The organism is Candidatus Palauibacter sp. (genome assembly GCF_965261555.1).
Classification (GTDB): domain Bacteria; phylum Gemmatimonadota; class Gemmatimonadetes; order Palauibacterales; family Palauibacteraceae; genus Palauibacter.
Map to the genome: position 1 here is coordinate 2,175,907 of NZ_OZ253465.1, position 12,885 is coordinate 2,188,791.

Genomic DNA, 12,885 nt, shown 5'->3' on the forward strand with positions numbered 1-12,885 from the left:
CGATTTCGGAGACGGGAACCTCCGCCCCGACGGTTTTTTGTGGGAGGTGGGTGGCCGTCGGGACGGGAACTCTCGGGGAGTCGAGAGCGGTCCTCCGTCAACTGCAGTAGGGTTGTTTCGTCCGGGCGTCAGTAGCGCCGAATGACTCCGATCACGACGCCCTGGACGGTGACCTGCGATGGGTGCAGGTACATCGGCGTGAGCGCCGGATTCGCGGGCTGAAGCCGAATCCGTCCGTGCTCCAGGTAGATCTTCTTCATGGTGGCGTTCTCGCCATCGACGAGCGCGATGACCATTTCGCCGTTGTGCGCCGTCTCCCGCGACTGGACGATGACGTAGTCGCCATCGCGGATCTGTTCGTCGATCATCGAATCGCCGCGGACCCGCAGCACGTAGTGTTCGCTCAGGGAACCGGCGATCATGTCTTCGGGAACGGAGACCGTCTCCTGCTCCTCGATGACCTCTATGGGCTGACCCGCCGCCACGTTGCCGTAAAGCGGCAGTTCGACTGCGGCGACCTGGAGCTTTCCCTCCACCAGTTCGACCGATCGACTCTCATTGTAGTTTTTCCGGATATATCCCTTCGTCTGCAGGTTCTCTAGGTGTTCGTGCACCGTCGCGAGCGAGCGGTAGCCGAACTCCTCCGCGATCTCCTCGAAGCTCGGAGAGTACCCGCGGAACCGTATGAAGCCCTCGATGAAGTCGAGCATCTCGCGCTGCCGCTTCGTAAGCGCCATCGTTTCTCACTCCGCCCGCGCTTCCGCATTGCGTGACCCGCCGCGAACTGTTGCGGTGGACCGAAGGATTACCGAAGATACCCGAACACGAACCGAAGCGCAAGCTTCCACGCGAACCCGCGCGGCCGCCGGGGTTTTTTGCGGCGGGATACGGACGGTCGCAGCTTGGCGCCCATGGCATCCGACACGATTCTCGAGGAAATCCTCGCGGCGAAGCGGGAAGAGGTCGCGCGCCTCCAGCTGTTCCGGAGCGCGATTCGCGCGCAGGCGGATGAAGCCGCGCCCCCGCGCGGTTTCGAAGCGTCGCTGCGCCGACCCGGGGAAGTCGCCGTCGTCGCGGAGTTCAAGCGCCGCTCTCCCTCCGCCGGCGACATCAATCCGTACGCCCAGGCGGCGGGCGTGGCGAGCGTGTACGCCGCCGGGGGGGCGGCCGCGATTTCGGTCCTCACCGATGAACGCTACTTCGGCGGCTCGCTGGACGATCTGAGGTCGGCGAAGGACGCCGTGGGAGTCCCCGTCCTCCGCAAGGATTTCACGCTGGATCGCGTCCAGTTGTACGAGGCGCGGGCCGCCGGCGCGGATGCGGTCCTGCTCATCGTGCGCGCGCTCGGCGACGCCCGGCTTCGCGAACTGCTCGAACTCTCGGCCGAACTCGGTCTCGGGGCGCTCGTGGAGGCGCACGACGAGGAGGAGATGGGGCGGGCGCTCGAAGCCGGGGCCCGGATCGTCGGCGTGAACGCGCGGGACCTCGCGACCTTCGAGGTGGACCTCGAGCGCTCGCTGAGCCTGATCGAGGAGCTTCCGTCCGATGTCGTGGCCGTGGCGGAGAGCGGGATCCGGTCCGCGGAGGACGCGGCGGCGGCGGGCGCCGCGGGGGCGGACGCGGTGCTCGTCGGCGGCTGGCTGATGGCGGGCGATCCGGCGGCGGGGGTCGAGGCGCTCGTCGGCCACCCCCGGCGGCCCCGGAGCGACCGGATGCAGTCGGTCGGCGCCGACGCAGCGGTCGACGACGGAGCCCCATGAGACGGGTCGGGGTGAAGATCTGCGGTCTCCGGGAGCCGCGGCACGCCACGGTGACGTCTCGCGCCGGAGCGGACTACGTGGGCGTCGTGTTCGCCGGCCGCGTGAGGGAGGTCACGGCCGAGGAAGCCGCCGCGGTCGTGGGGGCGCTCGAGGGCGGCACACGCGCCGTGGGCGTATTCCTCGACGCGGGACCGGCGGAGATCCTCCGGAAACGGGACGCCGCGGGGTTCCACGTCGCCCAGCTCGCCGGCGAGGAGCCGCCCGAAGTCTGCGACCGCCTGCGGGGCGAGGGGCTGGATGTCTGGAAGGGTCTCCGGCCCACGTCGAGCGACGCTCTGGTCCGAGGGTGGGACGAGTACCGGGAGGCGGCGGACGCGATCCTCTTGGAGGGGTTCTCGCCGCGCGGGCCCGGAGGCACCGGGACCGCCTTCCCGTACGAGTGGCTGTCGGAGCTGGCGCGGAACGGGTGTGCGCTCGCGCTCGCGGGCGGGCTGAAAGCGGCGAACGTGGCGCGGGCGATCCGCGACGTGCGTCCGGACATCGTCGATGTCTCCTCGGGCGTCGAGCGGGCTCCGGGGGAGAAGTCGATCGACCTCATCCTCGAATTCCTCGCCGAAGCGAAATGAGCAGCCCGGCCCCCGGCTGGTTCGGCGACTTCGGCGGGCAGTTCGTGCCCGAGACGCTGATCCCCGCGCTCGACGAACTCACGGCGGCGTGGGCCGAGGCCCGCGACGATCCCTCCTTCCGGGAGGCCCTCGAGGCCGGCCTCGCGCACTACGTGGGACGGCCCACGCCACTCTACCGCGCGCCGCGCCTGGGGGCGGATCTCGGACTCGACCTGTGGCTGAAGCGCGAGGACCTCAACCACACGGGCGCCCACAAGATCAACAACACGGTCGGCCAGGCGCTGCTCGCGAAGCGGATGAACAAGGCCCGGATCATCGCGGAGACCGGCGCGGGCCAGCACGGCGTGGCGACGGCCACCGCCTGCGCGGCGCTCGACTTCGAGTGCGCCGTCTACATGGGCGAGGAGGACATGCGCCGGCAGGCCCTCAACGTCGAGCGCATGGAGATGCTGGGGGCCGAGGTCATCCCGGTCTCGAGCGGGAGCCGGACGCTCAAGGACGCGACGAACGAGGCGATCCGCGACTGGGTCACGAACGTGGACACGACGCATTACATCATCGGCTCCGTCGTGGGCCCTGCGCCCTATCCGGAACTCGTCCGGGACTTTCAGCGCGTCATCGGCGACGAGACGGTCCGGCAACTCGTCGGGCACGGCGTGCAGCCGGATGCCGTCTTCGCCTGCGTCGGCGGCGGCTCCAACGCGATCGGCATCTTCACCCCCTTCATCGAGCGCAACCGCGAGGTGTCCGCCGAGTCGCGCGTCGCCCTCGTCGGCGTCGAGGCGGCGGGGCACGGCGTCGAGACCGGCCGACACTCCGCCTCGCTCACGGCCGGCGAGCCCGGGGTCCTCCACGGCAACTACAGCTACCTGCTTCAGGACGAAGACGGCCAGGTGATTCCCGCCCATTCCGTCTCCGCCGGACTCGACTATCCCGGCGTCGGCCCGGAGCACTCGTGGCTCAAGGAGACGGGACAGGTCCGCTACGAATCGGTGACGGATGAGGAGGCGCTCTCCGCCTTCCGGGACCTCTGCCGGCTGGAGGGGCTGATCCCCGCGCTCGAAAGCGCCCACGCGCTGGCGGGGCTGCGGCGGGAAGCCGCGCGCTGGGCGGGGAGGCGCGTCGTCATCTGTCTCAGCGGGCGGGGCGACAAGGATGTGGAGGAGGTCGCCCGCATCCTTGCGGCCGATGGCGAACCCGGCTCCGGCGGGCGCTGACCGTGGCCTTCATCGAATATCCGGATCCGGTGGGCATCCCCGAGGAGGACCGCGTCCCGGACGACGACAACATCATCCGCATTCACGGCGTCCACAGCCGCGTCATCCGGCTCCACTACGACCTCTACCGCGAACTCATGTACGGCCCGGGCCCCCTCTCCCGGATTCAGAGGGAGATGATCGCGGTCGTCGTGTCGGGGCTCAACGCCTGCCGTTACTGAATTGTCCATCACGGAGAGGGTCTCCGTCGTCTGCTCGAGGTCGCCGGCGCAAGCGGTTCCGATGAGAACGAACGCCTGATCGCCGCACTCGCGACGGACCACGCGACGGTCGAACTGGACGAGGCCGATCGGGCGATGCTCGACTATGCCGCGCGGCTGACGCTCGCGCCGGGCGAGGAGCACGCAGCCGCGGTCGACGGATTGAAGGCGCACGGTTTCGATGATCGAGCGATCCACGATATCTGCGCGGTCACCGCCTACTATGCGTTCGTGAACCGGATCGCCGACGGACTCGGCGTCGAACTCGAAGACGAGGGAGGCTGACGGAATTGGCCATGCTCCCGCCGACACCGCTGCAGCGCCGACCGGGCGTCCCGTCCGTCCCGGCGAATCTCGACCATCTGCTCCTGGGGACCGCCGACCTCGAGGAAGGGGTGGCGTGGGTGGCCGACCGGCTCGGCGTCGAAGCCGCGTTCGGCGGCCGCCACGCGAACCTCGGCACCGCCAACCACCTCCTCTCGCTCGGGGGTGACGTCTATCTCGAGATCCTCGGCCCGGATCCCGAAGCCCCGCCCCGCGACGAGCCGCTTCCGTTCGGGATCGAAGGACTCGCCGAGCCCCGGCTCGTCACGTGGGCCGCCCGCGGGTCCGACCTCGAGGCGCTCGTCGCGCGGGCGTCGAGCCGGGGCGTGCCGCTGGGGCCGGTGCGGCCCGGCTCCCGGCTTCGGCCGGACGGCAGCGAGCTGAGCTGGGAGATCACGGCCTTCACGGCCGTCCTCCACGACGGTCTCGTACCTTTCTTCATCGACTGGGGAACGACGCCGCACCCGGCCCGCGCCACGCCGGCGGGCGGGCGGCTGATCTCGTTCCGGGCCGAACACCCGGACCCCGCCGCGGTACGATCCACCCTCGAGTCGCTGGATCTGGCGCTCGAAGTGGACGAGGGGCCGGAGCCCGCGCTCGTCGCCGGGATCGTCGCCCCGGGCGGCGACGAAGTGGAGTTGCGTTGAACATCCGAATCCCGATTTGAATCCCGATAACGGAGTTCCATCGATGAATCATATGAATCGAGCGGCCCGGACCCTCCCGGTCCGGAGCGTTCTTGCGGCCCTGCTTCTGGCGGCGACCGGGTGCGTGGACGACCCGGAGGACCCCACCGGGCCACCGTCGGACGACGGGGCGCCGATCACGCTGGCGGCGGCCATCGCCGAGAGCGGGCGGCACAGCGCGGAGGGGACGGAAGTCGTGCGCGGGTATCGTCTCGCCGTCGAGATCCTGAACGAGAACGGGGGGATTCGCGGCCGGACGGTGCAACTGGAGATCCGTGACGACGGGAGCGACGCCCAGGCGAGCGCGCGCCTGTACGCCGGATTCATCGCATCCGGCGCCGTCGATGCCCTTCTGGGACCCTTCAGCAGCCCGATCACGGAGGCGGTCCTCGCCGTCACCGAGGCCGCGGGCGTGCCGACGGTGGCGCCCATGGCGGCGGCGCCCTCGATCTGGGCGGAACGGCAGCGGCAATGGAGCATCCAGTTGCTGACGCCGGGACCGACCTACCTGCAGGGTTCCGTGGAGGTGGCAGTGTTCGGCGGGGCGCAGACCGTGGCGATCGTGTACGAGAACTCCGCGTTTCCGGCATCGGTGGTCGAGGGCGTGCGCGAAGCGGTCCGGCGCCACGGGCTGGAGATCGTGCTGGACCGGTCCTATGACGTCGGAGCGGCCGACCACGAGGCGATCGCCGCCGCGGCGCGGGACGCCGGCGCGGATCTCTTCGTCGGCGGCGGCTACACCGCGGACGCCGCCGGCTTCGCCGCCGCCGCGCCGGCCGTGGGCTACAGGCCGGTCCTCATGAGCCTGCTCCTCGGGCCCGGTCAGCCGCGGTTCGCCGAAGAGGTGGGACAGGCCGCGCGGTGCGTCGCCGGCAACGCGCCGTGGCATCCGGCCATCCAGACCGCGGGGTTCATCGCGGACAACGAGACCTTCGTCCGCCGCTACGAGGCGGCACACGGAAAGACGCCGGGCTACCACGCGGCGGGCGGCTTCGCGGCCGTCGAACTCATGGCCGAAGGGCTCGATCAGGCGATCTCCGGGACGGGTGGCCCCGACCGCGCCGCGCTCCGCGACTTCCTGTTCTCGGCCCGGACCGGGACCATCGCGGGTCCGTACGAGGTCGCCCCCATCGACGACGCGGAGGCCGGAGCCCAGCGCGGGCTCAAGGGGCTGCAGGTCCAGTGGCAGGACGACGGCGCCGGCGGGCTCGCCCTCCGGATCGTCCACCCGTGGGCCGCCGCCAACGCGGTCCCCTGCTACATGCGCTGAAGGCGGGCCCGATGGACATCGCGCTGATCTCCGTCTCCATCGACCTCGGCGCCGGACGCCGGGGCGTGGACATGGGACCCTCCGCTCTGCGCATCGCCGGGATCAGCCGGGAGATCGAAGCCATCGGCCACCGTGTCACGGAGCTGGGCACGCTGACTGCCGGAGGGCTGGAGACCAGCGAGGCCGGCGAGAGCGAGCTGCGTTTTCTCGATGAGGTCGCGGATGTCACCGAGCGGACCCGGGCCCTGGTCCGCACAGGTCTTGACCAGGGCTGCACGCCGCTCGTGCTTGGCGGAGACCATTCGCTCTCGATCGGGTCCGTTGCGGCGTTGGCCGACCACCACCGGCCCCGGGGGGCGTCCGTCGGGGTCATATGGGTGGACGCCCACGCGGACATGAACCGCCCCGACACCACGCCCAGCGGCAACATCCACGGGATGTCGCTGGCCGTGCTGCTGGGGCACGGAGAACCGCGATTGACGCACGGTCGGGCGAGCGTCCGTCCCGAGAACGCGAGCGTCCTCGGGGCCCGGTCTCTCGATGCCGGCGAAAAGCGTCTGATCCGGGAAATCGGCGTCCGCGTATTCACGATGTCGGAGATCGACGAGCGCGGCGTGGGTCCATGCATGGACGAGGCGCTGGAACGCGCCAATGCCGAGACGGCCGGTTTCCACCTCTCGTTTGACCTCGATGCGCTCGATCCGCGGATCGCTCCGGGCGTGGGGACGCCTGTGCGCGGGGGCCTCACCTACCGCGAAGGGCACCTGGTGTGCGAGAAGGCCGCGCACTCGGGAAAGCTGCTGAGCCTCGATCTCGTCGAACTCAACCCGGTCCTCGACGACCGCAACCAGACGGCCGAACTCGGCGTCGGCATCGTCGCCTCCGCCCTCGGCGCCGCCATCCTCTAGCTCATCGCCGCCGGCCGGGTGGCCGCTCCTTCGCGGATCTCCGATACTAACAGGTTCCACCCCGGGCCGGTTACGAAGCCGAAGGAGCGAAGGATGAAGACGAAGTTCGGAAGCGCCGCCCTGTTGACAGCCATCGCCGCCGGAGTGCTCGCCGCGGACGCGGCGGCCCAGACCCGCCGGCTGTCGCTCGACCACTACATGGAGATGGAGTCGGTCTCCAACCCCCGGATCTCGCCGGACGGATCGAGGATCGTCTACACCCGCGGCTGGGTGGACAAGGTCAACGACCGCCGCGAGTCGTCCCTCTACATGATGAACGCGGACGGCACCCGGAAGCGGGCGCTCGTCGACGGCGGCGGGGCGCGCTGGTCCCCCGACGGCACGCGCATCCTCTTCACGGCGGCGGGCGAGCCCTCCGGGAGCCAGATCTTCGTGCGCTGGATGGACGAAGAGGGCGCGACGAGCCAGGTCACCCGCCTCGAGAACGGCCCGTCCTCTCCCCGCTGGTCGCCCGACGGAGAGTGGATCGCCTTCACGAGCCGGGTGAACGACCGCGCGGACTTCGCCGGCGTCGACCTCCCCTCGCGGCCGGACGGGGCGACGTGGACGACCGGGCCGAAGATCGTCGAACGCGCCGGCTACAAGCGCGACCGCCAGGGATACGTCGACACCGGCTGGACGCATGTGTTCGTCGTGCCCGCCGACGGAGGCTCCGCCCGCCAGCTCACGACGGGGGACTGGAACCACGGCGGGATCGCCTGGAGCCCCGACGGGAGCGAGATCTACTTCTCGTCCTATCGTGTTCCCGACTGGGACCGGCCGGAGCACTGGCAGGAGTCGGAGATCTACGCGGTCTCCGTGGCGTCCGGCGCGATTCGCCAGCTCACGGACCGGCGCGGCTCCGACTCGGGACCCGTTCCCTCGCCGGACGGCCGCCTCATCGCGTACAGCGTGGGGGACGAGCACCGCGACACGTACCGGAACGGCAGAATCCACGTGATGAACCGGGACGGGTCCGGCTCGCGGCTCATCTCGGGGGACTATGACCGGCAGTCCGGCGGCTTCCAGTGGGCGCCCGACGGAAGCGGCCTCTACTTCAACGTGAACCGGGAAGGGTACCGGCAGCTCCACTTCGTCTCCGTCGACGGCGGCGTCACGCAGCTCACCGAGGGGGCGCATCTCTTCTCCCTCTCCTCCTTCGCGGAGGACGGCACCGCGGTGGGCACGATCTCCACGGACCACGAGCCCGGCGACCTCTACCGGTTCTCCCTCTCGGATCCGGGCGAGGTCACCCGCCTTACGGAGGTCAACGCGGACGTGCTCCACGGCGTGACCCTCGGCGAGGTGGAGGAGGTCTGGTACGAGTCGACCGACGGCTTCCGGATCCAGGGCTGGATCGTGAAGCCGCCCGACTTCGACCCGAGTCGCGAGTATCCGCTCATGCTCGCGATCCACGGCGGGCCCCACAGCATGTACAACGGCGGGTTCAACTTCGCCTTCCAGGAACACGCCTCGAACGACTACGTCGTCCTCTACACGAACCCGCGGGGAAGTACGGGATACGGGACGGCATTCGCGAACGCGATCAACCACGACTATCCGGGCGCGGACTTTCCGGACCTCATGGGCGGCGTCGACGAGATGCTGCGGCGCGGATACGTGGACGGGGACAACCTCTTCGTGTACGGGTGCTCGGGCGGCGGCATCCTCACGTCGTATATCGTGGGGAACACGGACCGTTTCCGGGCCGCCTCGGCGAACTGTCCGATCGTGAACTGGATGTCCGCGATGGGGACGTCCGACGCCATCGGCTATCTGCGCACCTTCGAGCAGCCCTTCTGGGAAGACCCGGAGGAGTGGATGGATCGGTCGTCCATCTTCTACGTCGGGAACGTGACGACGCCGACGATGCTGATGACGGGGGAGATGGATCTGCGGACGCCCATGGGTCAGACGGAGGAGTTCTACCAGGCGCTTCACTATGAGGGCGTGCCGACGGTCATGGTGCGCTTCCAGGGGGAGTGGCACGGGACGAGTTCGCGTCCGTCGAACTTCCTGCGCACGCAGCTCTACCTGAGGAAGTGGTTCGAGCAGTGGGGGACGCACCGCGCGTCGGTCACGACGGAGGACGAGGAGGACGACGGCTCTTGAGCCTGCCGGGCGGGGTGGCGGGCACGCGTGGGCGGATCGAGGATGCGTTCGGCGAGCGCACGGCGTTCATCCCCTTTCTGTCCAGCGGTTTCCCGCGGCCGGCAGACACGCCGCGTCTGCTGGAGCGGCTGGCGGCGGACGGCGCGGACATCATCGAACTGGGGATCCCGTTCAGCGATCCGCTCGCGGACGGGCCGACGATCCAGACCGCGAGTTGGCGCGCGCTGGAGGAGGGGGTCACGGTCGAGTCGGCGCTCGATCAGCTGGCGGAAATGTCGGCCGACCTGCCGCCGGTGGTCGTCTTCTCGTACCTGAATCCGATTCTCCGCATGGGAGTGGAGCGTTTCCTGGCGCGGGCGGAGGCCGCGGGGGCGGCGGGGCTCCTCGTCACCGACCTGCCCGTGGGCTCGCACCCGGCGCTGGAGCGGCGGCTGGCTGCCGGCGCGCTCGACCTCATCCCCCTCGCGGCCCCCACCACGCCGGGGGCGCGGCTCGAGACCATCCTCGGTCACGCCTCGGGGTTCCTGTACTACATCTCCCGCCTCGGCGTGACGGGCGCGCGGAAGGCGCTGGACGCCTCGCTCGAGGACCAGGTGAGAGGGCTTCGGAAGATGGTGCGGCTGCCGGTGGCCGTGGGGTTCGGGATCTCCACCCCGGAGCAGGCCGCCGCGGTCGCGGGCATGGCGGACGGCGTCGTCGTGGGGTCCGCGCTCATCGCCGCGCTGGGCCGCGGCGAGGGTGCGTTCGGAGAGCTGTCCGCCGCCCTCGCCGCGGCCGTGCATAAAAACGACTCATGCAGGAAGGCGGAATGATGATTCGCTCGCCGCACGTCGTAGTGGTTGCGCTGTTCGCGTGCGCCAGCGTCGGATCGGTGGCGGCGCAGGACGGGTTCGGGGCCGCGGTCTGGGCGCCGGCGGCGGACGAGATCCTCGTCCTCAAACCCGAGTTCGGCCGGGGGCCCGCCTCGGTGCTCGTGTTCGAAAGGGACGGGAGCGGCTGGTCGCACGTCCAGGAGGTGTGGTCGGAGGGTTCGCTCCTCGGGGAGTCGTTCGGCCGCACCATGGCGCCGGTGGAGGGCGGATTCCTCGCGGCGAGCGGGGATCCTCAGGTGATGATCGGCGCGTACGGGTTCGCGCGCGGGACGGACGGCGCCTGGGCGGAGTCGGGCGTCCTGCCGCTCAGCGCGGAAGCCGCCGCGGCTCCCGAAGAGATGAGCATGGGCCGCGTGATGGCGATCCTGCAGCCGCCCGCGCGCGTCGTCGCGGCCGACGGAGATGTGGCGCTCGTCTCCGGGCCGGGCGGACAGGGCGCCGGGACCGTGGTCCGGATCTACGCGCGCGGGCCGGACGGCACGTGGAGCGCCGCGGGCTCGCTGGAGGCCGGAGAGCTGCGGGCGAACGCCCGGTACGGAGCGGCAATGGCGGTCCGCGGGGGGCTGGCGGCGGTCGGGGCGCCGGGACAGGGAGGTTCGGGCACGGTGTACCTGTTCGTGCGCGGGGCCGACGGGACGTGGAGCCGGGCCGCGGCGCTCGAAGCGTCCGCGCTGGGCGGGGGCGCCGGCCTGGGTTCCAGCGTCCTCTTCGTCGGCGATGACGAACTCGCCGTGGGTGCGCCCTCTGCGGATGGATCGGTCGGCCGGGTCGTGCTCTTCGCCCGCGGGGCGGGGGGCGACTGGGCCGAGGCGGCGACGCTGCGCCCGGGCGATCCGGGGCCGGGCCAGCGCTTCGGGACCGCGCTCGCCGCCGCCGGAGACGAACTGATCGTCGGAGCGCCGGGGGCGGAGGACGGCCGGGGCCGGGTCGACGCCTTCACCCGCGCGAACGCGACCGGTGAATGGCGCGCGGCCCACGCCTTCTCGCCCGAGGGCGCGGCGCTCGTCGCGGGCTTCGGGTCCGCCGTGGCCCTCCGCTCCGGCCTCGCCGTGATCGGCAGCCCCGCATCCGAGGGGAGCGCGGGGCTCGCTGCCGTCTACGAGGCCGCGGAGGACGGCTCCTGGTCGGGGCCGGTCTGGCTGCGCCCCGGGGTCCCGCCCGCCGCGGTGACATCGGCCGAGGTGCGCTGCGAGGACGATCGCGCCGCGGGCTTCGACTGCGCGGACGTCGACCTCCAGTCCTACCTCCCCCTCGCCTCGATCGGCGCCGAACCCGGGGAGCGCGTGAGCGACGCGTGGGGCTGGACGGATCCCGAGACGGGCCGCGAGTACGGCCTCGTCGGCCGTTCCGGCGGGGCCGCGATCGTCGACGTCACCGACGCCGTGAACCCCGTGTATCTCGGCGTCATCCCCGCGAACCGCAGCGGCGCCCGCGACCTCAAGGTCTACGCCGACCACCTCTTCTTCACCGGGGATGGGGCCGGCGCACACGGCCTCGTCGTCTTCGATCTCACCCGCCTGCGCGAAGTCGCGAATCCCCCCGTGGCATTCGAGCCCGACCTCCGCTGGGATGGGATCGGGAGCGCCCACAACCTCATCATCGACACCGGCGCGGGCACCGCCTTCACCGTCTCCACGAGCGGGGACGGGCACACCTGCGGCGGCGGCCTCGTGATGATCGACATTCGCGAGCCGCTCGCGCCCGAGTTCGCCGGCTGCTACACGGATACCGAGGGGCTCATCTTCCAGGGGCGGACGCACGACGCACAGTGCCTCGTGTACGACGGGCCCGACGCGGACTACCGGGGCCGGGAGCTGTGTTTCGCGTCGAACGAGACCGCGCTCCGGATCGTCGACGTCACCGACAAGTCGAACCCGCGCCCGATCTCGGCCGCGGCGTACCCCGGCGTCGCCTACATCCACCAGGGGTGGCTGAGCGACGACCGGCGCTACTTCTTCCTCGACGACGAACTCGACGAACTCGTCGGCACGACGGACCGGACGAAGACGATCGTGTGGGACGTGACGGATCTCGATGACCCGGTCGTGATCGCGGACTACTACGGACCCAACAACGCGACGGACCACAATCTCTACGTGAAGGGCGACCGGATGTACCAGGCCAACTACCAGGCCGGCTTCCGCGTCATCGACATCAGCGACCCCGAAAACCTGCGGGAAGTCGGGTATTTTGACACCACGCCCTACGGAGCCGATCCTCCCGGTTTCAACGGGGCGTGGACCGCGTTCCCCTACTTCGAGAGCGGGACCGTGGTCGTGACGAGCATGCTCGAGGGCGTATTCCTCCTCAAACCGAGGCGGACCGAACTCGTCCCCTGACGGCGGACGGACTGCGATGGGAGATCAGATGACGGCAGACGGATGCATCGTTCACTGCGGCGGAGACGGCCCGCTCCTCGTTCGGAGTCCGCTGCGCGTACGCACGCCGGGGGCGGAAGACGGCATCGAGAAGCCGAAGGCCGCCCTGTGCCGGTGCGGGAAGTCCGCGAACAAGCCGTTCTGTGACGGGGCGCACCGCGACATCGAGTTCCGGGCCTCCGGGCCGATCGACACGACGCGCGCCGTGTCCGGGTCGGAGGCGGCGACCGGGTCGGAGGCCGAAGAAATCGTCGTCACCGCGCACGCGAACGGTCCCTTGCACTTCGACGGCGTCGTGGAGATCAGCGGCGAAGGGCACGAGGGGTCCGCTCACTTCGGGCAGCCGTGGCTATGCCGCTGCGGCGCATCGAAGAACAAGCCCTTCTGCGACGGGTCCCACAAGGAGATCGGGTTCGAAGCGGAGGGCCTCTAG

General features: G+C 70.5%; 13 protein-coding genes. 12 read left to right on the plus strand and 1 reads right to left on the minus strand.

Features of this window, described 5'->3' with window-relative positions:
* Positions 1-128: 128 nt before the first annotated feature.
* Positions 129-737, minus strand: coding sequence for a transcriptional repressor LexA (lexA, locus tag ACQY5G_RS09435; RefSeq protein ID WP_428104151.1), 609 nt, complete (start codon positions 735-737; stop codon positions 129-131).
* Positions 738-911: 174 nt separating this feature from the next.
* Here lexA and trpC point away from each other — a divergent pair, with 174 nt between their 5' ends.
* From trpC to ACQY5G_RS09495, 12 genes are all read left to right on the plus strand, one after another.
* Positions 912-1,760 (plus strand): indole-3-glycerol phosphate synthase TrpC, encoded by an 849-nt coding sequence (gene trpC, locus ACQY5G_RS09440; protein ID WP_428104153.1) that lies wholly within the window; start codon positions 912-914, stop codon positions 1,758-1,760.
* On the plus strand, positions 1,757-2,386 hold the full coding sequence (locus tag ACQY5G_RS09445) for a phosphoribosylanthranilate isomerase (protein ID WP_428104155.1): 630 nt from the start codon (positions 1,757-1,759) through the stop codon (positions 2,384-2,386). Before trpC ends, ACQY5G_RS09445 begins: the two co-directional genes overlap by 4 nt.
* On the plus strand, positions 2,383-3,603 hold the full coding sequence (trpB, locus tag ACQY5G_RS09450; RefSeq protein WP_428104158.1) for a tryptophan synthase subunit beta: 1,221 nt from the start codon (positions 2,383-2,385) through the stop codon (positions 3,601-3,603). The genes ACQY5G_RS09445 and trpB overlap by 4 nt, the downstream gene beginning before the upstream one ends.
* A gap of 2 nt (positions 3,604-3,605) precedes the next feature.
* Entirely contained in the window at positions 3,606-3,824 is a 219-nt protein-coding gene (locus tag ACQY5G_RS09455; RefSeq protein WP_428104160.1) for a hypothetical protein, read from the plus strand.
* A gap of 135 nt (positions 3,825-3,959) precedes the next feature.
* Entirely contained in the window at positions 3,960-4,148 is a 189-nt protein-coding gene (locus tag ACQY5G_RS09460; protein WP_428104162.1) for a hypothetical protein, read from the plus strand.
* Positions 4,149-4,159: 11 nt separating this feature from the next.
* Positions 4,160-4,834 (plus strand): VOC family protein, encoded by a 675-nt coding sequence (locus tag ACQY5G_RS09465; RefSeq protein ID WP_428104164.1) that lies wholly within the window; start codon positions 4,160-4,162, stop codon positions 4,832-4,834.
* 43 nt (positions 4,835-4,877) lie between these two features.
* Positions 4,878-6,143: an amino acid ABC transporter substrate-binding protein gene (locus tag ACQY5G_RS09470; RefSeq protein WP_428104166.1), complete on the plus strand. Its 1,266-nt coding sequence runs from the start codon at positions 4,878-4,880 to the stop codon at positions 6,141-6,143.
* Between the two features lie 11 nt (positions 6,144-6,154).
* Positions 6,155-7,051, plus strand: coding sequence for an arginase (gene rocF, locus ACQY5G_RS09475; protein ID WP_428104168.1), 897 nt, complete (start codon positions 6,155-6,157; stop codon positions 7,049-7,051).
* A 93-nt stretch (positions 7,052-7,144) separates the two neighbouring features.
* Complete coding sequence (locus tag ACQY5G_RS09480) at positions 7,145-9,202, plus strand: S9 family peptidase (protein ID WP_428104171.1); 2,058 nt, start codon at positions 7,145-7,147, stop codon at positions 9,200-9,202.
* Entirely contained in the window at positions 9,199-10,014 is an 816-nt protein-coding gene (trpA, locus tag ACQY5G_RS09485) for a tryptophan synthase subunit alpha (protein ID WP_428104174.1), read from the plus strand. Before ACQY5G_RS09480 ends, trpA begins: the two co-directional genes overlap by 4 nt.
* A complete protein-coding gene (locus ACQY5G_RS09490) occupies positions 10,011-12,413 on the plus strand; it encodes a choice-of-anchor B family protein (RefSeq protein ID WP_428104176.1) in 2,403 nt (800 codons plus the stop codon). Before trpA ends, ACQY5G_RS09490 begins: the two co-directional genes overlap by 4 nt.
* Positions 12,414-12,441: 28 nt before the next feature.
* On the plus strand, positions 12,442-12,885 hold the full coding sequence (locus ACQY5G_RS09495) for a CDGSH iron-sulfur domain-containing protein (RefSeq protein ID WP_428104178.1): 444 nt from the start codon (positions 12,442-12,444) through the stop codon (positions 12,883-12,885).

Bases quoted from the DNA above. Each gene is read 5' to 3' on its own strand.
- ACQY5G_RS09480 (WP_428104171.1), top strand. From the start codon at position 7,145: ATGAAGACGAAGTTCGGAAGCGCCGCCCTGTTGACAGCCATCGCCGCC.
- ACQY5G_RS09445 (WP_428104155.1), top strand. From the start codon at position 1,757: ATGAGACGGGTCGGGGTGAAGATCTGCGGTCTCCGGGAGCCGCGGCAC.
- trpB (WP_428104158.1), top strand. From the start codon at position 2,383: ATGAGCAGCCCGGCCCCCGGCTGGTTCGGCGACTTCGGCGGGCAGTTC.
- rocF (WP_428104168.1), top strand. From the start codon at position 6,155: ATGGACATCGCGCTGATCTCCGTCTCCATCGACCTCGGCGCCGGACGC.
- ACQY5G_RS09495 (WP_428104178.1), top strand. From the start codon at position 12,442: ATGACGGCAGACGGATGCATCGTTCACTGCGGCGGAGACGGCCCGCTC.
- ACQY5G_RS09490 (WP_428104176.1), top strand. From the start codon at position 10,011: ATGATGATTCGCTCGCCGCACGTCGTAGTGGTTGCGCTGTTCGCGTGC.
- trpC (WP_428104153.1), top strand. From the start codon at position 912: ATGGCATCCGACACGATTCTCGAGGAAATCCTCGCGGCGAAGCGGGAA.
- ACQY5G_RS09470 (WP_428104166.1), top strand. From the start codon at position 4,878: ATGAATCATATGAATCGAGCGGCCCGGACCCTCCCGGTCCGGAGCGTT.
- ACQY5G_RS09465 (WP_428104164.1), top strand. From the start codon at position 4,160: ATGCTCCCGCCGACACCGCTGCAGCGCCGACCGGGCGTCCCGTCCGTC.
- ACQY5G_RS09460 (WP_428104162.1), top strand. From the start codon at position 3,960: ATGCTCGACTATGCCGCGCGGCTGACGCTCGCGCCGGGCGAGGAGCAC.
- lexA (WP_428104151.1), bottom strand. From the start codon at position 737: ATGGCGCTTACGAAGCGGCAGCGCGAGATGCTCGACTTCATCGAGGGC.